At 60.6% G+C, this 21,889-nt stretch carries 17 protein-coding genes and 1 tRNA gene; 8 read left to right on the top strand and 10 right to left on the bottom strand.

Features of this window, described 5'->3' with window-relative positions; translation table 11 throughout:
- Window positions 1-19 precede the first annotated feature (19 nt).
- Together J7347_RS04995 and J7347_RS05000 are read left to right on the top strand one after the other, a co-directional pair.
- Window positions 20-604, top strand: coding sequence for a hypothetical protein (locus J7347_RS04995; protein WP_209161049.1), 585 nt, complete (start codon window positions 20-22; stop codon window positions 602-604).
- Between the two features lie 436 nt (window positions 605-1,040).
- On the top strand, window positions 1,041-2,120 hold the full coding sequence (locus J7347_RS05000; RefSeq protein ID WP_209161050.1) for a branched-chain amino acid aminotransferase: 1,080 nt from the start codon (window positions 1,041-1,043) through the stop codon (window positions 2,118-2,120).
- Here J7347_RS05000 and J7347_RS05005 read toward each other — a convergent pair.
- The 7 genes from J7347_RS05005 to J7347_RS05035 all read right to left on the bottom strand — a co-directional run bounded on the left by J7347_RS05005 (window position 2,117) and on the right by J7347_RS05035 (window position 10,222).
- Window positions 2,117-3,199 carry an FAD-dependent monooxygenase gene (locus J7347_RS05005; protein WP_348521577.1) on the bottom strand — a complete coding sequence of 361 codons (1,083 nt, stop codon included), beginning with the start codon at window positions 3,197-3,199 and terminating at the stop codon, window positions 2,117-2,119. The genes J7347_RS05000 and J7347_RS05005 overlap by 4 nt on opposite strands.
- Window positions 3,178-3,864 carry a methyltransferase domain-containing protein gene (locus J7347_RS05010; RefSeq protein ID WP_209161052.1) on the bottom strand — a complete coding sequence of 229 codons (687 nt, stop codon included), beginning with the start codon at window positions 3,862-3,864 and terminating at the stop codon, window positions 3,178-3,180. The genes J7347_RS05005 and J7347_RS05010 overlap by 22 nt, the downstream gene beginning before the upstream one ends.
- Window positions 3,857-4,906 (bottom strand): type III polyketide synthase, encoded by a 1,050-nt coding sequence (locus tag J7347_RS05015; protein WP_209161053.1) that lies wholly within the window; start codon window positions 4,904-4,906, stop codon window positions 3,857-3,859. The genes J7347_RS05010 and J7347_RS05015 overlap by 8 nt, the downstream gene beginning before the upstream one ends.
- A 78-nt stretch (window positions 4,907-4,984) precedes the next feature.
- Window positions 4,985-5,872: a DMT family transporter gene (locus tag J7347_RS05020; RefSeq protein WP_209161054.1), complete on the bottom strand. Its 888-nt coding sequence runs from the start codon at window positions 5,870-5,872 to the stop codon at window positions 4,985-4,987.
- A gap of 3 nt (window positions 5,873-5,875) precedes the next feature.
- Window positions 5,876-7,948, bottom strand: coding sequence for an NAD(+) synthase (locus J7347_RS05025; RefSeq protein ID WP_209161260.1), 2,073 nt, complete (start codon window positions 7,946-7,948; stop codon window positions 5,876-5,878).
- Between the two features lie 117 nt (window positions 7,949-8,065).
- A complete protein-coding gene (locus tag J7347_RS05030; protein ID WP_209161055.1) occupies window positions 8,066-9,079 on the bottom strand; it encodes a histidine kinase dimerization/phosphoacceptor domain -containing protein in 1,014 nt (337 codons plus the stop codon).
- A gap of 132 nt (window positions 9,080-9,211) precedes the next feature.
- On the bottom strand, window positions 9,212-10,222 hold the full coding sequence (locus J7347_RS05035) for a DNA topoisomerase IB (protein ID WP_209161056.1): 1,011 nt from the start codon (window positions 10,220-10,222) through the stop codon (window positions 9,212-9,214).
- Window positions 10,223-10,335: 113 nt separating this feature from the next.
- Here J7347_RS05035 and yghU point away from each other — a divergent pair, with 113 nt between their 5' ends.
- The 6 genes from yghU (at window position 10,336) to J7347_RS05065 (ending at window position 18,537) form a co-directional block, all read left to right on the top strand.
- Window positions 10,336-11,187 (top strand): glutathione-dependent disulfide-bond oxidoreductase, encoded by an 852-nt coding sequence (gene yghU, locus J7347_RS05040; protein ID WP_209161057.1) that lies wholly within the window; start codon window positions 10,336-10,338, stop codon window positions 11,185-11,187.
- Window positions 11,188-11,234: 47 nt separating this feature from the next.
- Window positions 11,235-11,309: transfer RNA gene (locus J7347_RS05045), tRNA-Gln, on the top strand.
- Between the two features lie 100 nt (window positions 11,310-11,409).
- Window positions 11,410-13,353 (top strand): tyrosine-type recombinase/integrase, encoded by a 1,944-nt coding sequence (locus tag J7347_RS05050; RefSeq protein WP_209161058.1) that lies wholly within the window; start codon window positions 11,410-11,412, stop codon window positions 13,351-13,353.
- A gap of 236 nt (window positions 13,354-13,589) precedes the next feature.
- A complete protein-coding gene (locus J7347_RS05055) occupies window positions 13,590-14,387 on the top strand; it encodes a hypothetical protein (RefSeq protein ID WP_209161059.1) in 798 nt (265 codons plus the stop codon).
- The gene (locus J7347_RS05060) at window positions 14,380-17,664 is read left to right on the top strand and encodes a DEAD/DEAH box helicase (protein WP_209161060.1); all 3,285 of its coding nucleotides are present in this window, start codon (window positions 14,380-14,382) and stop codon (window positions 17,662-17,664) included. Before J7347_RS05055 ends, J7347_RS05060 begins: the two co-directional genes overlap by 8 nt.
- 231 nt (window positions 17,665-17,895) lie before the next feature.
- Complete coding sequence (locus J7347_RS05065; RefSeq protein ID WP_209161061.1) at window positions 17,896-18,537, top strand: XRE family transcriptional regulator; 642 nt, start codon at window positions 17,896-17,898, stop codon at window positions 18,535-18,537.
- A gap of 433 nt (window positions 18,538-18,970) precedes the next feature.
- Here the strand turns inward: J7347_RS05065 and J7347_RS05070 are convergent, their stop codons facing one another.
- The 3 genes from J7347_RS05070 to J7347_RS05080 all read right to left on the bottom strand — a co-directional run bounded on the left by J7347_RS05070 (window position 18,971) and on the right by J7347_RS05080 (window position 21,841).
- Window positions 18,971-19,423, bottom strand: coding sequence for a hypothetical protein (locus J7347_RS05070; protein WP_209161062.1), 453 nt, complete (start codon window positions 19,421-19,423; stop codon window positions 18,971-18,973).
- Between the two features lie 160 nt (window positions 19,424-19,583).
- Window positions 19,584-20,957 (bottom strand): PIN domain-containing protein, encoded by a 1,374-nt coding sequence (locus J7347_RS05075; protein WP_209161063.1) that lies wholly within the window; start codon window positions 20,955-20,957, stop codon window positions 19,584-19,586.
- A gap of 425 nt (window positions 20,958-21,382) precedes the next feature.
- Window positions 21,383-21,841: a hypothetical protein gene (locus tag J7347_RS05080; RefSeq protein WP_209161064.1), complete on the bottom strand. Its 459-nt coding sequence runs from the start codon at window positions 21,839-21,841 to the stop codon at window positions 21,383-21,385.
- Window positions 21,842-21,889: the final 48 nt, after the last annotated feature.

A 21,889-nucleotide genomic window follows, 5' to 3' on the forward strand; every position in this document is an offset into this window, starting at 1 on the left:
TAGCGCGCATTGAGAGGGGATGGAACCGATCGCTCGCCACAACCGCCGCCCTCTCTTCGCCTCGTCGCTCGCCTATGCGGGCGCGGCGCTCGCTCTCACCTTCGGGATCGCGGCCTGCGTGCCCGCTCCCGATTCGACGCCCGCTCCCACACCGACGCCGACACCCGTTTCGCGCGCGCCTGCCCCTGTGCCTGCGCCCGCGCCCACCTACGACAATTGGATGGATGCGCCGCAGACGCGGGGGGATTGGAGCTATCGTACACTCGGTGCCGACACGCTGGCCTATTTCGGCTCGGCCTCCAATCCACAGACCGCGTTTGCCATAACCTGCCGGAGAGCGGAGCGGACGATCGAATTCGGCAGGCCCGGACGGACCGCGAACCAGATTACGATCAGGACCGAAACCGCGAGCCGCAGCCTGAATGCCGGATCGGGTGAAATTGCCTCGCCGCCATCGACGGTCGCGAACGTTGCGGCGCGAGACCCGCTGCTCGATGCGATGGCGCTCACCAAGGGACGTTTTGCAGTCGAAACGCCCGGCTACCCCACGCTCTATCTGCCCGCGTGGGCCGAAGTGACGCGCGTGATCGAGGATTGCCGCTGAACCAGCGGGAACCGTCGATACTGACGTGGGAAAAGTTTTTTTCAAGCCTTGAATTGAGCACTGCGAAGCATGAAAATGGGTGCAAGATCAGCGGCGAACGCAGGTCTTGTGGCCCCGTGAAACGGGCTTCTAGCTCACTAGCGCGAAAGGAGGTGATCCGATGTCTCATGGTTCAGTAGCGAGGTCGGTGAAGATCCCTACGGAGCATACTCGGTAAGACACTTGCCAAGTAAGGCGACGTGAGCGGCACTTCCGGCCGCTGACCATGCGAAGGGCGGTACCTCCTACGGGCGAGGGCCGCCCTTCACATTTCTGCTATCGTCGCGGCCATTCCGGCCCGGTGACCGTAGGACAGCGAAACTCTCCCAGCCGGAAGTCTCCGCCATTCACCGCCCACACTCTTGCCCTTTTTCGGCGCGCGGATTACCCGCCGGACATGGATTTCAAGCACATTCCCCACCCCGCTCCGGTCCCCGGCGAAACCCGTGCCGAGGCGATCGCCGATCCCGGTTTCGGCAAGATCTTCACCGATCACATGGTGGTGATCGATTACGACGCCGACAAAGGCGGCTGGCACAGCGCGACCCTTCAGGCGCGCGAGCCGATCGCGCTCGATCCGGCGGCGGCGGTGCTGCATTATGCGCAGGAAATCTTCGAAGGGATGAAGGCCTATCGCCATCCCGACGGATCGCTCGGCCTGTTCCGGCCCGAGCAGAACGCCCGGCGCTTCAACGCCAGCGCCCGCCGCATGGCGATGCCCGAACTGCCCGAAGAGCTGTTCCTCGAAAGCATAAAGCGCCTTGTCGGCGTGGATGGCGGTTGGACTCCCACGATCGATGGCGGCGCCCTCTATCTGCGCCCCTTCATGTTCGCGAGCGAGGCTTTCCTCGGCGTGCGGCCTGCGCGGCAGTACAAATATATTCTCATCGCCTCGCCCGTGGGCGGCTATTTCAAGGGCGGGGCCAAGCCGGTGAAGATCTGGGTCAGCCGCAACTATACCCGCGCGGCGCCCGGCGGCACCGGTGCCGCCAAGACGGGCGGCAATTACGCCGCCAGCCTTGTCCCCCAGTCCGAGGGTATCGAGAATGGCTGCGATCAGGTCGTCTTCCTCGACGCGGTCGAAAAGAAGTGGATCGAGGAGTTGGGCGGCATGAACCTGTTCTTCGTCTTCGACGACGGGACGGTGATTACGCCTCCGCTGACCGGCACCATCCTGCCCGGCATCACGCGCGACAGCCTGGTTCACTTGCTGCGCGAGGAAGGGCTCAATGTGCGCGAAGAGCCCTACAGCATCGACCAATGGCGCGCCGATGCGGTGAAGGGCAATCTGGTCGAAACCATGGCCTGCGGTACCGCGGCGGTGGTGACCCCGGTGGGTTCGGTGGTCGGGCCGGATGGGGAATTCTCGATCGGTTCGGGAGGCACCGGACAGATCACGCACAAGCTGCGCGAAAAGCTCGTCGGCATTCAGACCGGCGCGGTCGCCGATCCACACAATTGGGTGGTGAAGCTCTAGATCCGGCTGGCGCGCATCGCCATCGTGGCGAGCGCGGGAAGCAAGGCGGCAGCGCTCAGGCCGAATTTCGCCAACGCAGGCGTTTCCGCCGCCTTCCAGATCGCTTCGGCAATCTTGACGGGGCGAGCCGCGCGGCGCGAAAATTCGCGCTGCCAATCGGTGGCGCCTTTCCCTGCAAGATAGGCTTGGGCCGCCGACTGCCCGCTGGCGATGGCGATCCCCATCCCCTCGCCCGCGAGCGACGGAATCACCGCGGCCTGATCGCCGAGGCGATAGAGGCCCGGATCGGTGCCGTCCGCGATCCAGCCATAGGGGACCGATCCGATCGTATCGATGACGGGGCTTTCCGATGCATGCCGCCAGCGCTCCGCGAAGGCGGGATGCCGCTCCGCCAAAGCGTTCAGCAGGTCCAGAGGGCCGCCTTCGCGCGCCAGGCGCGATTTGCGCAACGCCAGACAGACATTCGCCGATCCGTCTTCCTGCAAGACGATCCCGGCATAAGCGCCATCGAAAAGGTGCAGTTCGATCGCGTCACCGATCAGGCGCGCGAGGTCCGGGTGGGCGGGCAAGCGGACACGCAGGCCGAGCGCGGGATCAGCGGCCTCTCGCGGGCGGCTTTCACCGCGCACGTCATGCTTGCCGGTAGCAAGAAAAATCGAGTCCGACCGCCATTCGCGTCGCTCCCCTTCGATCATGCCGGGCGCGAGCGAGCGGGCACGGTCGATTTCGAGCTGGGCGCCGACGGCAAGTGCCCGCTCGCGCAACCCCGTGTCGAGAGCGTGGCGCGAAAGGCCCCACGCCGCATCGGGCAAGCGGGCTTGCGCGCTGCGATAGTCCGCGAACAGGGCCAGTCGTTCGACCCGATGGGCGCCCAGCCCTTCCGCATCGACACCCAGCGCACGCAGATTGGCGACCGTCTGCCAGCTCATGAGACCGCCGCACAGCGCATCGCCCACGCTCGCATCGCGGTCGATCAGGATCGGCGCACGTCCCGCCTCGGCAAGCACGATCGCTGCCGCACAGCCCGCCGGCCCCGCGCCGAGAATCAGCGGCGGGCTCAGCGGATCTTCCCGACACAGAGGCGGAAGGGAAAGACTCGTTCGACCGCAGCGCCCTCCACGCCAGCCGAAGCCAGCAGCGGCGCCCATTCCTCTTTCCGGTAAGACCGCGCGATCGAGAGGCGTCCGTCGTGTCGCACGATCGGATGCCAGTTCATCAGCCGCGCGAGCAGCGGATAGCCGAGCCATGCGAAGCGGCTGCGCCTGAGATCGTTGACGAACCAGCCCGCCCGCGCTTCGTGGTCCATGAAGCGCAGGAATGCGACGAGCTGATCGCGCGTCATGTGGTGGGCCACGAGGCTGGAGACGACGCAATCCCATCCCTCGCCCGCCAGATCGGCGTAATCGCCGGTGCGGTAGTCGATCGGCATGGTTGCAGGCGTGCGCTCCCCCGCCGCAGCCACGCTGCGGGCATTGAGATCGATGCCGACGAGTTCGGCCATGATCCCGCGCCTGTCGGCCCATTTCGCGATCGCGCGCAGCATATCGCCATCCCCGAAGCCGACATCGAGCAGGCGAAAGCGGTCTCTTTTACCGACAGCCCGCTCCAGAAAATTCAGCGTCGGCCGCCGCGCCAGCGTGATCGTATTGACCTGCGCCAGATCGTGAAGAACGTCCGTATAGGTCGCCGCATCCAACGCAGGATCGTCCATCAGCTCGTCTTGCGTGGCGCGGGCCTCAAGCATCGGACCAGCCGAAGCGGAAGCCCTCCATCGCAAGGCCCGGCCCGAAGGCGAGCGCCACGCCCTTTTTCGGCTTTTCGCGGATCAGCCGGGCGAGCACGAACATCAGAGTCGACGAAGACATGTTTCCGCAATTGCGCAACACCTCGCGCGACGCGTCGAGCGCGTCGGGCGCAAGCGAAAAGCCCTTCTCCACCGCATCGAGGATGCTTCGCCCCCCGGCATGGACGGCCCACGCGTCGAACGCCTCCACTTCTGCCCCGTCCAGCACGCGGTCGCGAACGTCCGGATCCGCCAGCGCGGCGACGATGCGGCCCGGAACCTCGCCCGAAAGGCGCATGTTGAACCCGGTATCTCCGATATGCCAGGTGATGAGGTCTCCGCTGTCGGGAAGCGCGGCGGAGATGCCCTCGCTGAGCCGAAGCCCCTCTCCTTGCGAGCTGACAATTGCTGCGGCGGCTCCATCGCCGAATTGGGCGCCCATCAGCAGCGGCTCGATATCCATCTGTTCCTGGTGATGCAGCGTCGACAATTCCACCGTCACGACAAGCACCCGCGCGCTTTCCTGCGAGCGCGTGATGTGCCGCGCGGTGCGCAGCGCGGTGACGGCGGCATAGCACCCCATAAAACCGATCAGGACGCGCTCGATATCGTCGGCCAGCCCCAAGCGACGCGCGATGATCTGGTCGATCCCCGGCGCGACGAAACCGGTGCAGCTGGCGACCACCAGATGCGTGATGACGCCAAGCTCGCCCAGCCCCTCGATCGCCTTCAACGCCAGCTTCGGCGCTTCTTCGGCATAGATCGCCATACGTTCCGCCGTGCCCGGCGCCTGCGCGCCGCCGTAAAGGCCGACGCCTTCTTCAAGCTTGGCGTCTTCCGCCGTCAGCACGGACCAGCGATGTTCGATCCCCGATCGGTCGGCCATGCGTTCGTACAGGCGTGCCTCGCGCGTGCCATCCAACCGGCGCATCGCCCAGCGGCGATAATCGGCTTCGAAATCGAGATCGGGAACCGCGGTGGCGATCCGGTTAATGGCGGTCATTCGGATCCTGGGTGAAAATGGCAGTGGTCTGTCAACGCGATGGAGCAAAAAGCGTGCCCGGGCAAACCGATCCCGCGCCTAAAGCCGCGAACGCACCAGCAGGCGTCGCGTGAAGGTGGTGCTGGGGCGGATGACCAGAATGGCCACTCCGGTCACGGCGATGCCCCCGCCGATCAGCAGCGGCCAGCCCACGCGGTCTCCCGTAAGCCAGGCGCCCAGCCCCACGGTCATCAGCGGATGCAACAGCGTGAACGGGACGACCAGATTGGCGTCATGCGACTTGAGCGCGCTGAAATAGATCGTGTGGGCATAGACCGAAACGATCAGCCCGGCGAAGATCAGGCATCCGATCACGGCCAGCGGGTCGGCCAGGATCGGGGCGACGAAATTGTCTTCGGTGACCAAGGCGAGCGGCATCAGCACTGTGAAGGATGCCAGCGCCGACCACGCCTGCAATTGCCGGCCGCCAACTTCTATCCGCTTGACGAAGACCGAGCCCAACGCCCCGAAGAGGCAGGAGACGAGGATCCAGGCGACCCCTCCCGAGCTCTCCCAGCCGGATGGGGAGGCGATTGCGATCACCACGCCGATCACGGCGAGAGCGATACCGATCCCGCGACGCCAGCGGACTTTTTCACCTAACAGAACGATAGCCAGTAGCACGGTCATCGGCGCGCCCGACAGACCGACGATACCGGCCGCCGATGGACTAGCCGTTTCGAGACCGAGAGCGAACAGGGCGAAACTGCCGCCACCGATCGAAAGGCCCACCAGCGCAGTGCGTAGCCAATCCTTGGGAAGCGGACGCAACAGGGGCGCGAGCACGACAATTGTGACCAGCGCGCGCAACGCGGCATAGAACAATGGGGGCAGCCCCAGATCCTCGACCGCCAGCTTGCTGACGATCACATTTAGGGCCCAAGCGAGATTGGCGAGGACCAGAAGAAATACCGTTCTTGCGGGCACGGGTCAGTCGCTCTTGTCTTCGGGAAGTCCCTCGTGCAGTTCGGCGAGCCAGACATCGGCCACCGCATCGCTCGGCGCGCGCCAATCGCCGCGCGGGCTCAAGGCGCCGCCGGAACTGACCTTGGGGCCGTTGGGCAGCGCGCTGCGCTTGAACTGGCTGAACGCGAAGAAACGGCGGATGAACTTTTCCAGCCATCCCGCAATCGTGTCCAAATCGTATTCGTTCTTGCGCTCTTCGGGGAAACCGGCAGGCCACACGCCGCCACGCGCATCGTGCCAGGCGTGCCAGGCCAGAAACGCCACATGGCTCGGCGTCTGGCCCCAGCGTAGGATGTGGTGGAGGAAGAAGTCGTTCAGCTCGTAGGGGCCGATCTTGCTCTCGGTACTCTGGATCGCGCCGTCCTCGCCCGCAGGTACGAGTTCGGGCGAGATCTCGGTATCGAGGATGGAGAGGAGCACGCCGTCCGTCTCCTCGTCGAACTGTCCGGTCGTGGTGGTCCAGCGGATCAGATACTGGATCAAGGTCTTGGGGACGCCCGCATTGACGTTGTAATGGCTCATCTGGTCGCCGACGCCGTAAGTGCACCAGCCCAGCGCCAGTTCGGACAGGTCGCCTGTGCCGATCACCCAGCCCCCATGCTGCCCGGCCAGGCGGAACAGATAATCCGTGCGCAGGCCCGCCTGCACGTTCTCGAACGTGACGTCGTAGACCGGCTCGCCATCGGCGAAGGCATGGCCGATATTTTCCAGCATCAGCCGCGCGGTCGGCTTGATATCGATCTCTTCGGCGGTGACGCCGATCGCTTCCATCAGCTTCCAGGCGTTCGATCGGGTTCCTTCGGAGGTGCCGAAACCGGGCATGGTATAGCCGCGGATGGTACTGCGCGGCAGGCTGAGCGTGTCGCAGGCGCGCGCCGCCACCAGCAGCGCATGCGTGCTGTCGAGCCCGCCCGAAATGCCGATGACCAGCGATTGGGGATTAGTCGCTTCGATCCGGCGGACGAGGGCCGAAACCTGAATGTTGAACGCCTCGTAACAATCCTCGTTCAGCTTGCCCTGCCGGTTGGGCACGAAGGGGAAGCGGCGGATCGGACGATCGAGGCCGATGTCTCCGCCCGCCGGTTCGTGATCGAAGGCGATGGTGCGATACCAGTCTTCGGGCCGGCCGGCGGCTTCGGCGGCGTCGTTGAAGGTCTGCATCCGCATCCGTTCGTTGAGGATGCGCTGGCAATCGATATCGGCGACGCACAATTCCGGCTCGCGGTCGAAGCGAACGCTTTCCACCATCAGTTCGCCGAGTTCGTAGATCATCCCCTGCCCATCCCAGGCGAGGTCCGTGGTGCTCTCGCCATGCCCGCTCGCCGAATAGGCGTAGGCACAGACCGAGCGCGCGGAACTGGCGCGGCTGAGCAAATGGCGCTCGTCCGATTTGCCGATGACGATATTGGACGCGGAGAGGTTAAGGACGAGCGTCGCGCCCGCCAGCGCCGCCATGGTTCCGGGTTGGGTCGGAGACCAGAAATCCTCGCAGATCTCCATGCCGAAAACGAAACCGGGGATGGTCGGATGCGCGAAGAGAAGATCGGTCCCGAACGGAACCTCCTCTCCGCCGGCGCGGATGGTGAGGCCGATGCAATCGCGGCCATGCGCGAACCAGCGCTTCTCGTAATATTCCCGGTAATTGGGCAGAAAGCTCTTGGGCACCACGCCGAGCACTTTGCCGCGACAGATCGCGAGCGCACAATTGTAGATGCGGCCATTGCGCCGCAGCGGCGCGCCGATCACGAGCACTGTCGGAATGTCGCGGCTTGCCTTCGTTATGGCCGCGATTTCGGCGTCGACCGCGTCGAGCAGCGCGTTCTGCAGGTGAAGATCGTCGAGCGCGTAGGAAGACAGGCACAGTTCGGGATAGAGCAACACATCGACATGACGGGCCGCCGCGCGCTTTGCCTCGTCGAGAATACCGCGCGCATTATAGGCGACGTCCGCCGTTCGTACTTGCGGCGTGCTAGTCGCCACTCGCACGAAACCGTGAGTGTGCAGGTCGAAAAAGGCGTGGCTGGTGCTGTCGGCCATATCTGTCGGCATCTCCGTGCGGTGGAAGCCGGTCAGCGCGTCGGCGCAATCCGGCGCCGGTTCGGAAGGGAAAGTCCGGCCCGCGTCTGTCGATGGCGGTAACCGCTTAGAGGCCGATTAGGCAACCGCTTCGCGAAGTGCGTTCATTTCGGTTCGGAATCCACCCAGCGTCGGGCCGGCGCTGTGGCGCGCACCGGCCTGTGCCGAAAAGGCCTGAAGAAGATTCGAACCCAATCCACCGCCTTTCGACGGTTCGCCTTCGATCCCGACGCCATTGTCATCGATCGTCAACCGCCAGCCTTCGGGCCGGTGTTGGAAGAACACGCCGATTTTGCCGGGCCGTTCGTCGGGGAAGGCGTATTTCAAACTGTTTGAGATCGCCTCGTTGAGATAGAGGCCGATCGCGACGGCAGTCTCTCTCGACAATTGGACGGCGTCTATTTCGCGAAAAAGCGAAACGTGATCGGGCACAGCAGCCCGCTCGATCCGATCGAGCAATTGGTCGAGATAAGGCCTCATATCGACATCCTCCCCATCGGAATGTTCGATAGAGAGGCTCGAATAGGCGTCCGCAAAGGTGCGCACGCGACCGGCGGCATCGTCCAGCATCGGATGCAGAGCCGTATCGCTGACCCGCCGCTTCTGGATTTCCAGCAGGCTGGCGACGAGCGCGAAATTGTTCTTGGTGCGATGTTCGAGTTCGGCGAGTTGCGCGAGCCGTCGGTCCGCTGACTGCCTGATTTCCTCGACCGTGCTACGCGCGACGCGGCGAAACGCTTCGGCAAAGATCAGCACGATAAGAGCGGCGATCGCGTTGATAACGACGCGCGCCGGGTCCGAAGCCTCGGTAAAAAGAAACGATCCCTGTGCGGGCAGAACGAAATACCAAGCCCACAGGAACGTCACGACGAAGGCAATCACACCCGCGCGCCAATGCCCATACAGGGTGGCAAGAAGAACCGTCGGATAGATGAGCGCGAAAGGCCCTGACACGGGAGCGAACAGATCGACCGCAGCGCGGACACCGATCATCGCAGCCGCGCATACTGCGCCGAACACGGTCTGGGCTGCAATCTGCCCCGGTCGGGTGACGAACTGCCTGCTAACGTCGAATTGCGCTAGTCTCTGCATGACCCCACCCCGGACGGAAACCGATTCCGCAGGCTGCCAAATCCCGCGACAGTCGCGCGATATCACACCCCGCGATTACGACAGCATATACCGATCGGTCTGAAAACTCAATCGTTTTGGCAGATAGCTACGTCAGCCGCGCGAAGCGGCGAGCAGTTCGTGGGCGCCGGGGCTGTCCTTGATCAGCTCGGCCAGGCCGCGCTCTTCGCGGGTCAGCCATTTTGTCGCGCGCGGCAACTTGAGATCGGCGCGCCATTCTTGTTGGCGATCGACGAGGTCGATCACGGCGGGATGGATATAGCTCTTGCGCGTGACGGCAGGCGTGTTGCCCAGTTTGCTGGCCACGCAGTCCAGCAATTCCTTGATCGGAACGAGGCCCTCTCCGTTCAGAAGGCATTCGTAGCCCATGACGCTGGCATGCCAGGTGCGAAAATTCTTGGCCGTGAAACGCTCACCCATCGTTTCGGAAAGGTATTCGTTGACGTCGCTCGACCCTACCGCCTGCACGTCGCCATCGTCGTCGACATATTTGAAGATATGCTGGCCAGGCAAATCCTGCATGTTGCGGACCATGCGCGACAGGCTGCTGTCGGACAGGACGACCTCCTGCAGCTTGCCCGCCTTGCCCTTGTATCTGAGGCGCAGTGTCTTGCCCGTCAGTTCGGCGTGGCGGCGGCGCAGCGTCGTGGCGCCGAAGCTTTTATTGTTCTGCGCGTACCCCTCGTTACCCACGCGGATCGCGCCCAGATCGAGCAAGCGCACGACGCTCGCCACGGAGCGATCCCACGTGATCTTGCGGCCGCGCAGATCCTGTTCGACCCGCTTGCGCACCAGCGGCAGAAGCCCACCGAAGACGAGACAATTGTCGAACTTCTCCCCTTCGCGCCGGGCGCGGAATTCGGGGTGATAGCGATATTGCTTGCGCCCCTTGGCATCGATCCCGGTGGCGAGAATATGGCCGTTCGATGCGGGACAGAACCACGCATCGTTATAGGCGGGGGGCAGCGCGATCGCGTTCAACCGTCGCTTCTCCTGCGCATCGCGGATCAGCGTTCCGTCGGGATCGTAATAGGCCCAGCCCCTGCCCGCACCCTTGCGGGTTATGCCGGGTAGATCGTCGTCGACGTAGATAAGCTTGGTCATGGTGCGTGCCCGATGGTTGCACCTGCTGGACGCTCCAGCCTTGTCGCGGTTCCACTTGCGCTCGCTCCGCCAGCACCCCAGCTTGCCGGGACTTCCCCAACAGGAGACCGATCTTGGCCGACCCCACCTATACCCCGCCCGCCGTATGGACCAACGATACCGAGAACGGCGGAAAATTCGCCAGCATCAACAAACCCACCGCCGGTGCGCGCGAAGATAGCGAATTGCCGGTCGGCAATCACGATTTCCAGCTCTATTCGCTCGCCACGCCCAATGGCGTGAAGGCATCGATCATGCTCGAAGAGCTGCTTGAGGCAGGACATAAGGCGGCGGAATACGATGCCTGGACCATCGACATTTCCAGCGGCGCGCAGTTCGGGTCGGGCTTCGTCGACGTCAATCCGAACTCCAAGATCCCCGCCCTGCTCGACCGTAGCGGAGCAGAGCCGGTTCGCGTGTTCGAAAGCGGCGCGATCCTGATGTATCTTGCGGAAAAATTCGGGAGCTTCCTGCCGAGCGACGGATCACGCCCGGAGGTTCTGAGCTGGCTGTTCTGGCAGATCGGCAGCGCGCCTTTCATCGGCGGCGGCTTCGGACATTTCTATGCCTATGCGCCCGAAAAATACGAATATCCGATCAACCGTTATGCGATGGAGACCAAGCGCCTGTTCGACGTAGCGGACCGCCGCCTTGCCGAAAGCCAATATCTTGGCGGCGACGACTACACCGTGGCCGACATCGCCGCATTTCCCTGGATGGCCCCCTTCGTGGAAGGCACGATCTATAACGACGCGAAGACTTTCCTCTCGATCCACGAATACGAAAACGTCGCGCGCTGGGCGAAAACGATCGCCGAGCGCCCTGCCGTGCGCCGCGGCCGTATCGTCACCAAGGTGTGGGGCGATGACGACACGCAATTGCGCGAACGCCACTCCGCCGAAGATTTCGACGGCAAAGCCATCTGAGAGGCCCTTCACATCCGTGCGCGAACCGCTATAGGAGCGCCCACTGCTGGGGTGTAGCCAAGTGGTAAGGCACCGGTTTTTGGTACCGGCATTCGCAGGTTCGATCCCTGCCACCCCAGCCAAATCCCAGTCAAGTGATTGATTTTACTGGATCACCCCAGTTCGGAAAGTCCAGTTGTGCACCCGAGTGTGCCAACGGGCTGTCCGGGAAAGATCAGTCCAATGGCTTCTCTCCAGCACGTGTATCGCCGCGGCCATATTTTCTGGTGGCGCAGGGTTCATGATCTGTTCTATACTAGACGTGTTGACGTGCGTCTTTCTCTCGGCACCACCGATCGGTTCGAGGCGCGCAACAGGGGGGCGGCGCTTTCCGCCGCCCTTCCCGGAGTGCGGTCGATGCTGGAACAAGAAATCAGGAACAATAGCGAGGTCACCGAAGGCGAACTGCGTGCCATCGCCAAGGAAATGTATCATGCCCGGCTTCTTGAAGTCTGCACCATGCAACGTGCCGAGCCGGGAGAAGCGGAACTTCACTCCGCTGCGAACCTCGCGTTCGTTGTTTATTTCGAGAGGTTGAGGTCTCTCGGCGGGCACGCCTCCTTCTTGCCAGGCGAAGAGCAATCATGGCTTGAACGTGGTTGCGATCCGCAGCGGGTCGCCGATCTAAAGACCATCATCGCGATGCGAGAGAATAAGGGCGTTAGCCCTATTCGGCGCGAGGAGATCGACCACCATCTCACCCGAGCGGGGTTCACACCCAATGACAAGCTGAGATGGCAGTTGGAGCTCCTGCTCTACTTAGCCTACCGTAATGCTTATGCAGATGCAGAGACCGCCTTGCAGGATGGCTATCAGGACTTGGAACTCGACGATCTCGAAGACGATGATCTCGACGTTACCGGCAGTCCTGAACCGAACGTTGAATTATTCAAAACTCCCATCGGTAAGAAATGGCTAGCTCGGACCCCTATCGAAGTAGCCGAGGCCATGATTGCAGCCACTCCAAAGCTTTCTGGCCATCGAAAAAAAGGGAAGCGTCAGTCGTCGACGGTCGAGGAGCAAACCCTTCGGCAGATACGCTGGGCCGCGACCCTTCTTCAGAAATCCCTACCTACCGGAACACCCCTATACAAGGTCACCGAAGCCGACATCGCACGTTTGGATGTCTTTTTCGACAAGCTATCCAGTCGTTATGGCAAATCTCCCGTAGATCGAGTTCTCTCCGATACGCTAGAAAACGCAGCAAAACGCGCCATCGATGAAGTTGCTGAAGGCACCTTACCATCCGAGGATGTAGGCTTCTCCACGCGAACCTCGAACAAGCATTTTGGGAAGCTCGCACAAATATTTCGATACATGTGGGAGACCACCGGGTCGAAGGCGAATATCGATTTCGGCAAGTTTATGATCGATGTCCCACGGAACGCCCGCGACGACCGGGACCGTCTGACCAATGAGCAAGGCAAAGCGCTATTCAGCCTAGCCCCATGGACCGGCTGCAAGAGCGAACGCAAAGGTGATCGCCTTAAAGAAGGCGACCACTTATGCCACGACGGACTATTCTTCGTGCCTTTGCTCGTCTGGTATACCGGAGCGCGTCGCGAAGAAATTTGCAAACTCATGGTGGATGACGTCAAGACCGACGCTTCAATTCCTTCGATACATATCCGGGCCACCGAAATAGGTCGTGTTAAGAACAAGGCTGCGGATCGCGTCATCGCGATAGCTGACGAGCTGATCCGTTTAGGGTTTGTCCGATACGTAGAAGCCTTGAGAGCGGATGGTGAGCGCCTGCTATTTCCGGAACTCATGCCCGCAAGCAGCACCAAGAGGACTCTGGGCGACGTTTTCTATAAGATTTGGTGGATATACCTCGCCCCTCATATGCTGGACCTTAAACGCGGTCAGGCCATGCACGCAGCCCGGCACATGGTCAGCGATGAGTTAAAGCAGCAAGAAGTGTCACTGGAGTTTCGCAACGACCATCTAGGACATACTGGTAAGGGAGGCGAAGGCGAAACTCGATATCCCTCGGCTGCCTCGCTCGAAAAGTTACTCAAGCTGGTCAACAGAATTCCGATTGTGACAGGTCATTTGCCGGAGCAAACTCGGATACAGCTGCTTTCCAAGTCGCTGCGATGCCCGAGGCCCGGCAGGTCGAAATAAAATTCAGACGAATTCGAGCGTTTCAGGTTTTGAGCTACGTTTCGCCGGGAGTGTTGTCCGTCAAGTTCTGGGCCGGAAACTGACTGGCATCTGTTGACCGCGAAGTAGGGGTAAGCGGAAGTTCGTTCAATATGGACCAGCTGGCTCGGATGCCGCGGCAAGCCAGAATTCACGTTGTGTGCCTGCATATGTCGTTTATCGATTTTCGTCGTGAGCTTCCGGCCCCAGGATGAACAATGACGTTAGTCTTAAAGCAAATCGATCATGATAATCTTTGCCACGGCTGGGAATGGGAGGTCGAAGATATCGACCTGCTCGCGGAACGCGTCGCTCGTGTGGTGCTCGGACAGTATCGTCATGTTGCTCAGATACTTGAAGGGCTCGCTGGCACAGCCCCGGCTGGATCGGCACAGCACGCGGCGGATGCGCTCAAAAAGCTAAAGGTCGCCAAAAACGGCGATCCTTGGCACCGTGACGGCTGGTTGTTCCAAATCATATCCTGGATTGCCGCCAACCAGAAGAAACACGGCGCGACGCTCGCGCCACCTCACATCTTCCATGCTCACAAGGGCTTTGACGGAATGCAGCTGGAGCTTTCGGGTGATGGAAAGTCGGTCACTGCCATTGTCATTTTCGAGGACAAGGCGACCGAAAACGCGCGGAAGACAATCAAGCAGCTTGTCTGGCCCGATATCGTAAAGATGGAAGCTGGCGAGCGCATCGCCGAGCTTACCCACGAGGCATCTGCAATTCTCGAGCGGCAGCAACACCTCTATCCTGAGCTAGATGTCGATGACGCTATCGATCGCATCCTCTGGCAGCAGTCACGCCGCTATCGCGTGAGCATCAGTATCGACGATAAGCACAAACCCACCGGGAAGCGGCAGAAGCTGTTTAAGCATTACGACGTGTCGGCAAACGGAGAAGTGTCCCGCCGTCGTGCCGAAACCATGCATTTTGATGATGTCCGGCAGTGGATGGCCGACTTTGCCGATTTAGTCGCCGCCAAGATTAAGGCGATTGCGCATGTTTGACCCCATTACATCCGCGCTAATCGCAGCGTCGCCACCACTTGACGGGCTCGACCTCGAAGCATTGCCCAAGCGCCTTACTGAGGCATTCGCCGACATAGTCGCCGCCAGGATAAGGCTTCGCGGTGAGCAGGGTGAAGAAGCCTCGGAGACGCTTCGAGACACGTTACTTGAGGTGCGCCGATTGGCTGCTGCGCACGAGGCCTTTGTCGCGCTGCTGCCGGAGCGTGAAAATCGCGCAGCGGCCGCGTTTGTCGCGGCATCTGCGCATCAAGTGTGCCTTGCGGCCTCGAAATCCGGCGACGACGGGTTTTCCTATCTGGATGGAGCGACCGTCGCACCCGAGATTTGCGCGACTTTACTCTTTATGGTGGCGGAAGCGCATGCTGACGCCGCCGAATGCTCCAAACGTATCTCGGCCGATCCCGACAACGCGACGGTCGTGGAACAGGCGCTCGCTACTTCGATAAAGTTTCTCGCAACTGGGCGGCTCGCCAACATTGGACAGTTGGAACTGCCGGACATCGACACCGGTCGGACCGCACCCGAAAAAGCTATCGACGCCCTCTTTTTGGAACTCCTCAGAGGCATCAAGAAACTGGCGGCTCGGCTCCTATTGCCAGTGGATGCCGAAACTGCCGCCAGCCGCGGCATTGAGCCTGCGTCTGCCCACTTCGCGCGCGTGAAGGCGCTAAGCGTCGGCCAACTCGAAGACGTGTTCGCGGCCGGCGATCACATCTTCAACCTTTTCCCTGGTCCGCTTCATTTAGCCAACCTGTTGATCGCGGTGGAACGCGATCTGGTAGAATCCGCGTTGGCCCGCGTGTCACCGCCGCACGGCGTCGACGGCGATGGGTGGTGGCAGATCATCCGCCGCATGGCCCGCAGGAGGCCATTCCTTTGGCGCAATCATCGCGATGCTATCGCGAGCGATTACCTCGAAAAAGGAAAGTCGTCGGCAATCAGCTTCCCGACCGGCGGCGGCAAGTCGACGCTCGCCGAGCTCAAAATTGCCGCCTCGCTTATCAGAGGCGAGAAAGTCGTCTTCCTCGTCCCAACCCACGCTCTCGTCGATCAAACGACACGCGCATTGAAGGACACGTTTAACACCTTCGAGATCGTCGGCGACGTCGAGGACGACGTTACACTCTCCGAAATCGTCATTCTGCCGGAAGTCATCGTTACGACGCCCGAACGCTGCCTGATGTTGCTGACGACGCAGCCCGAAGCGTTTGCAGATCTTGGGCTAATCGTCTTCGACGAATGCCATCTGCTTCACCCCCGCGATAGCGATCGCAGCCGTCGCAGCATCGACTCGATGTTGGCGATCCTCAATCTCACCATCGCCGCGCCCGAAGCCGACCTGCTTTTGCTTTCGGCGATGATGAAAAACGCCGACGAAATAGCAAAGTGGGTGGAAGAACTGACGGGCCGAGCCTGCCTTTCGTTGAGTTTGGCGTGGAAGCCGACTCGTCAGGTCCGCGGGAGCGTCGTCTATCAAGCCGACGCCATCAAGGACCTAAAGGCCAAGCTCCAGCAGGCGAGACGGGACTATCCCGATCATAAGAACACCCCCGTCGCAGTAAAGCGCGAGTTGGTCGCCCAGCCTTTCGGGTTCTTCAGTCTGTTGCAGACTTGGGCCACCAAGGATCGCGACGACTACACCCTGCAACCGCTGCTCGACGATGCTCACCATCTGTCGACCGGCAGATCGAAGGGCGGCGCGTGGTATCTAACGCCTAACGGAAATCACACGAGCGCGTTGATCGCCGCAGCTGCTGCTTCGAGCGCGTTGAAGACGCTCGTTTTTGTGCAATCGACCGTCCTCGCCGATTCATCGGTTAAGGAATTCCCCGAGTTAGTCGACGCTCGGAAGGTTAAGCTGACCGACGACGAGCTCGAACTTCATCGCCTTGCCGCCGAAGAGATGGGCGGTGCGGATCATTGCTATCTGACGCCGACCGCGAAGGGCAATTACCGCGGCGGCGCCGCCAGCCATCATGCGCTTTTATTGCGCGAAGAACGACTTCTTCACGAATCCTTGTTCAAGCGGAAAGACGGCATCGACGTTCTTTTTGCGACCTCGACCCTCGCTCAAGGGATGAACCTGCCGAGCGAGGTAGTTATTATTTCGGGCGACAGCCGCTTCGACCCTGAAGCAGATAAGATGGCACAGCTGGAAGCCCATGAATTGCTCAATGCTGCTGGACGGGCAGGACGGGCGGGTGAAAGCTCTCAGGGCTTCGTGCTTGTCGTGCCAAGCCGCGTCGTCGAATTCGACAATCAATCGAACCTGATCAACGCGCACTGGCTGACCCTGCAATCGATCTTCGCGCAGAGCGATCAATGCCTGATCATTGACGACCCGACTACCGCGCTTCTCGACAGAATTCATGCGGGCACTTTCGACCACGGAATGCCCGCCTATTTCCTGAGCCGGCTGCCCGCATCGGATGAGAACGGGACCGATACTCCCATCAGATCTCTTCTGTCGCGCTCTTTCGCCGCGTTTCGTGCTCGGCAAAAAGGCGATGCCGATTGGGTTGAGAGCCGCATCGCCGCCGCCTTTGCTGCGCGAAAGAAAGCCGAACCGGAAGACGATGCGAAGTGGCTCGATCGCGTTTCCGGGCTGACGGGCGTGCCGGTCGCGATCCTCAACGATCTCAACGACCTTTTCGCAAAGCCTGAAAATGCCGCAACGATCGAAGCGGCTATCGCCGCCTTGGTCGACTGGCTTAAAGCCAATCCGGCTTGGCTCTTGGAGCTTGTCCGACCGGAAAATGTCGAAGGCCTTTTCGGCACCCCATATAAAAACCTGACTTCAAATCACGACCGGGGAAACTACGCGCTGCCCGTGATCGCAGCCATGCTGGCGTCTTGGATGAACGGAGCGCCGCTAAATGTCATGGAAACGAACTACCCCAAAGGTGGCGACAAAAACCGCTGCGAATATTCGCGGCATTTCGTGCTCCGGATCGTGCCGGATATGGCCTTCGTTGCGGGGTTGCCCGCGCGCCTGTTCGCGGCCCAAAACGAAGAAGACACGCCGATACCTATCACGCTCGCGACTTTCGGGAGTTGCGTAAGGGAAGGCTGTAGTAGCCCCGAAAGCTTGGCCGTTCGTCTGAGCATGGGGCGGTCAGTTTCGCGCGTTGCAGCGCGCGCGCGCTACGACGAATTGCTTCCCTACTTCGAGCCTGGCGATCCAGAAGAGGCTTTCGACCAAACGATTGAGCGATATCGCGGTGCATCCACTTCGATGCTCTTGCGGGAGTTGTAGTGACCCCTGCTCTCTAGCTGTCGGGATCCATCGAGCAATGCCTTATTTGCCTGATCGACAGAGGCTCCTGTTTCAACTGAAGGCTGTTACGCCATCCAAATATGCAGCGCGGTCGGCTAGATCGCTTCCATGACCGACGAGGCGATCCTTCCACCCGACCCTTAAGGGCTTGGAGCATATATCCGTTTCCAGCGCGCGCAACTGCGTTGGAAGCAGGTCACGCTCGCCAGCATGGCGAGTGTTTCGCTTTCCACAATTGAACGCGTTGAACGCGGCGAACAGGTCCGCGCGAGCAGTCTTGAGAAGATCGCACTTGCGCTCGGACAGGAGCAGGACGCCTTTACCCGGCCTCGCCGTCAACTGAGCGACGACGAAATGGTCGCACACATGACTGAATGCCTGGCAATCTTCAGACACAAGATTCCCGCTATCGTCGCCCCGTTCCGCACCGAGCCACAACTTCGCGCGCTTGCGGCGACACATTTCGCCATCGTCGATACCGACATCGATGACCCCGACGCTTATGGCGATCTGGCGGGTTTGCGCGAATGGATCGATCTCGCTGCCTTCATGAAAGCTCAGCAGACCGGAGTATTCAAAATGCGTCGCGAACGCGAGTATCGCGCGCGCCAGTTCTATGGCGATGTTTTCGAGCATGTAGACGTGATCGAGCGCCGGCATAATGCCGTGTGCCTGGTGGGCACCTACGAGGCGGAGTGCGAAGACTCGGACTACGGCCCGGTCCCGGTCGGGTTGCTGACGCTACGTTGCAAGGCCCGCAATCCGGCGGCGGCGCTCGTTGATCAACTTTGGGTAGAAAAATCTATGTCGCTGCAAGGGGCATGGCAGCGCTTCGCAGAACAGGAGCCATGAGTCGACCGCGCACCTTCCGCGAGAGTTTCGCCGAAGAGTTCGGTAAATCCCTTGCGCGCGGCATCGTCCTGACGAGTTCAGCCATTGTCACACTCTTAGTCGATGCCGCCCTCCGCCATCTCGGATAGTGGCCGTTCCGCTCGCCCATTGCGCCAATCGACGGCTGCTGAACGAACGACGGCTTTCGAGAGCGCCGGTCGATTAGTCGAGTGACCGCGATTAGGGCGCGTTTCCGACCGGCCGCTTCAGAGCTTCCGACGTTACAAAGATGACGATCGGTGATTGCCCAAACAACCTATGGCCAAGATCCCAACCTGCAGGCGGTCTTTATCTACGAGGTTTTTGTCCGGCCAGCATTGGAACCACCCAAGAACTGATCTTGGGGCAGTCGTCAGACGCTGACGACGGAAGTAGTGCGCGACTGGCTCACCGATCAGGGATTACGGAGCGGCATAGAGGTGTAGCTTCCGGCAGTATGAATCCGAAGAGCGAAAACCTGGCACCCGCGCCTGTCGACGAGATCCGCCATTGTGGGCCTCTTCGAGATTTTTTTGCTCGTGTCATTGAAGCGATCGACGAGGCTCTTCCCAAGTCCCTCTTCTGTGATAGCTGATACGTCAGGTATAATCACGCCGTCAGCATCACTGTCAAGCGGGTTGCCGCGGTGGAATCGCATAATCCCGAACGGTTCCTGCGGCAAGTCCCCCGCGCGGTTTGCCAACTCTTCACGCAGCCAGAAATCGTAGAGAGCCACATCTTGGTGTGCGATTTTCTCGATCGGATAATGGCGGTTCTGCGAGATCAAGTATTCAAAAAGGGCGTCATTACTTAGCTTTGCAAATTCGACGCGGGCACGTTTTTCGAAATCAGTTGGTTTGGCCATCATGGAGAAGTGGTTGCTCAAGGCCAGGAATTCAACGAATATTCTTTCGACCCTGAGGCGGGCCGACGATTTTTCGGTCGCTATGGTAATCAGGTTCTAATTCGCCTTAATGCCGACGTCCAAGTCCGCTTCCGTCCCTCTGGGTAAACTGCTGAGGAGCCGTTCAGTCGACTTCATGTTCGGACCCGCCATTGCGATACCAAGTATAGTCCCGAAAATCTAAGTTGTCGTCGGGAAGTTCGAAAGGTGGCCGGATTGCGAGCGATTTGCCACCTACGTCGTAAACCTGGTCGAAGGGTGTTACGACACGATTGACGTCCACAAGCAATTTTCCGCGGACATCGCCCTTCAGGTTGGCAGCCGTGACGACTGCCTCGATTTGAGCCTTCGGCAGCGTCCCTGCAAGTATTTCGAGGGAGATCTCGGCCGTGTGCGTTTTTTCCTGCCTAAAGGACTTGCATGAAAGGATCAGATGATCGCCGGGGCCGCGCTCTTCCCAGTAAAACGAAAAAGCCTCCCGGTGCGGCGTAGCGAAATTGGCAGGATTCAGATGCGGAAGCCGCTCATGCAACAAGCGCGGATGCGGGGCACCCGGACCAGTGACGAGCACCCAGTAAGGGATCGAGTGCAGAACGGCATTGCCAGAGCGGATCTCCAGTGAAAGATCCTCGGCCGAAATCGACCCCGCATTTTCAATGGTCACCCTGACGCGATGCTGAGCATGCAGCTTCGTCAGGCCACGATGCATCAGCATCACGTCCTCGCGCATCACCGCCTGCCACGCCTTGATCCGGCCGTCGTGAGAATAGTCGTAGGATCCCATGCCGACGCCGAACGGACCGCCACGGGACTGCGTCGGCGCGGTCGCCAATTTGGCTTCGAGAATCGCCGCCGCTTGATCTTCCGGCGCCTCGCCCACCTCTCGATAGGTCCACGGCGTCGGCGTAACCGCCTCAATCCGGACCTTCAGCAGCGGCTGGTCAGCGCTGAGAAGCTTGTTCCTCGCCTCAAGCTCTACGATGCGGCGTTCGTGAGGGGAGGGCTCAGGATCTCGTAACCAACCTTCGGGCAGCTTCACTGCGCTGAGACCGTGGGTCGCCGCAGCGTCACGCGGCCGCATGTCGTGGCTGAGCAGGACTATTCTGCTTGGATCATCCAGGATGGCGTTCAGCGCTTGCGCCACGATCCGGTCGTCAGGATCGTCCCGGTCGAGATCGTCCAAAGCATCCCAGTCGATCGGCCTATTAGCCACGGTGGCGACGTCCACCTTTGGGTTCGAGAGAACCTCGGACGGCACTCGGTCTACGATGTAGCCATCAAGCAGCTTGTTGAAAGCCCGTGCCCTCTTGCCCAACCGACCGTCATTTTTACGTCGGTCGATCTCGGTCTGCACCTGCCTGGCTACGAGCAATAGGACAGATCCCGTAAATAGGTCGCTCCACGGCAGCTGATCGAGAGGTTTGGCCTCCAGCACAACCTGCGAGTCAAGCAGGACGACATTGTCGTATGCAGTGGTGCTTAATGGGATCGCCGTCATGTCCGTAAGATGGGACGGCAGATACGTCGGAGCAACGACATTGTTCGTGACGGCACGAATGTTGGCCTAGCAGCAACAAGGGCGTGCCGAGCGAAGGACCGCTTCTAGAGTGTCGGATCAACTTATGGGCGACCACGACGGGGCGCGTTGTTGCCGTGTTCTTTATCATGAACGAACGGCAGCTTTCGAGACGCGCCGCAGTCAGCTCGACTGACGAATTCTGGGGCGCACTGTTGCCATCCGCGCTAGTATAAATGAACGACCGCTTTCGGGCAGAAGTCGCATCCACTTGAATGGCCAAGATTGGGGCGCTCAGCAGCCATCCAATCGGTCGGGACCGGACGGCAGCTGAGCGGTCAGGTAGTCCTGCTACCGCTTGATGATGCGTCGCGGCGGCCTACGTTTCCAAACAGATCCGAGGTTCATCAGGACAATGTGCGACATGGCAGGAGAGACTGAAGGCGCGATACCGCCCTGCCCTTTCCGGCCTCGAGATCTTCCGGAACCGTATCAAAGCGAACGACACCTTTTGCCTCCAAGCCGAACATCCTCGGCGACGTCTCCGAAGTCACCAGCCACGCGCGATCTGATCCGGCTGGCAGATATAGATGGCAACTCGGGACCGTCAGCGTGCCGCGATCTTGCCAGATGAATAGCGCCAGTTCGGTCATCTGGAACTCGTCCTCGCTCCATTCGAACCCGAGGCGAAGCATGTCATGCCGGGTAGTCTGAACGACCTCAGCAATTGTGACGGTATCTTGCATGGTGCGGCGATGCCCGGCACTAAACGCCAATCCTGGCTCAAGCCTATCGGTCCCCACCAACATTTTGTGGATTGCGTTCGCGTAGGCCGACATCACCTTGGTTTCGACGTTGCTAATCATCTAAATCTTCCTCGTTTTTCCTCCCCCGATCCGGGGACATTTCTACCT

Source organism: Erythrobacter sp. A6_0 (genome assembly GCF_017744235.1).
In the GTDB taxonomy this organism is placed as follows: Bacteria; Pseudomonadota; Alphaproteobacteria; order Sphingomonadales; family Sphingomonadaceae; genus Qipengyuania.

Excerpts from the sequence above, each read along its gene's own strand:
- J7347_RS04995 (WP_209161049.1), top strand. The coding sequence starts at position 20 with ATGGAACCGATCGCTCGCCACAACCGCCGCCCTCTCTTCGCCTCGTCG.
- J7347_RS05000 (WP_209161050.1), top strand. The coding sequence starts at position 1,041 with ATGGATTTCAAGCACATTCCCCACCCCGCTCCGGTCCCCGGCGAAACC.
- J7347_RS05010 (WP_209161052.1), bottom strand. The coding sequence starts at position 3,864 with ATGCTTGAGGCCCGCGCCACGCAAGACGAGCTGATGGACGATCCTGCG.
- J7347_RS05015 (WP_209161053.1), bottom strand. The coding sequence starts at position 4,906 with ATGACCGCCATTAACCGGATCGCCACCGCGGTTCCCGATCTCGATTTC.
- J7347_RS05025 (WP_209161260.1), bottom strand. The coding sequence starts at position 7,948 with ATGGCCGACAGCACCAGCCACGCCTTTTTCGACCTGCACACTCACGGT.
- J7347_RS05030 (WP_209161055.1), bottom strand. The coding sequence starts at position 9,079 with ATGCAGAGACTAGCGCAATTCGACGTTAGCAGGCAGTTCGTCACCCGA.
- J7347_RS05035 (WP_209161056.1), bottom strand. The coding sequence starts at position 10,222 with ATGACCAAGCTTATCTACGTCGACGACGATCTACCCGGCATAACCCGC.
- J7347_RS05050 (WP_209161058.1), top strand. The coding sequence starts at position 11,410 with ATGGCTTCTCTCCAGCACGTGTATCGCCGCGGCCATATTTTCTGGTGG.
- J7347_RS05055 (WP_209161059.1), top strand. The coding sequence starts at position 13,590 with ATGACGTTAGTCTTAAAGCAAATCGATCATGATAATCTTTGCCACGGC.
- J7347_RS05060 (WP_209161060.1), top strand. The coding sequence starts at position 14,380 with ATGTTTGACCCCATTACATCCGCGCTAATCGCAGCGTCGCCACCACTT.
- J7347_RS05065 (WP_209161061.1), top strand. The coding sequence starts at position 17,896 with ATGGCGAGTGTTTCGCTTTCCACAATTGAACGCGTTGAACGCGGCGAA.
- J7347_RS05070 (WP_209161062.1), bottom strand. The coding sequence starts at position 19,423 with ATGATGGCCAAACCAACTGATTTCGAAAAACGTGCCCGCGTCGAATTT.
- J7347_RS05075 (WP_209161063.1), bottom strand. The coding sequence starts at position 20,957 with ATGACGGCGATCCCATTAAGCACCACTGCATACGACAATGTCGTCCTG.
- J7347_RS05080 (WP_209161064.1), bottom strand. The coding sequence starts at position 21,841 with ATGATTAGCAACGTCGAAACCAAGGTGATGTCGGCCTACGCGAACGCA.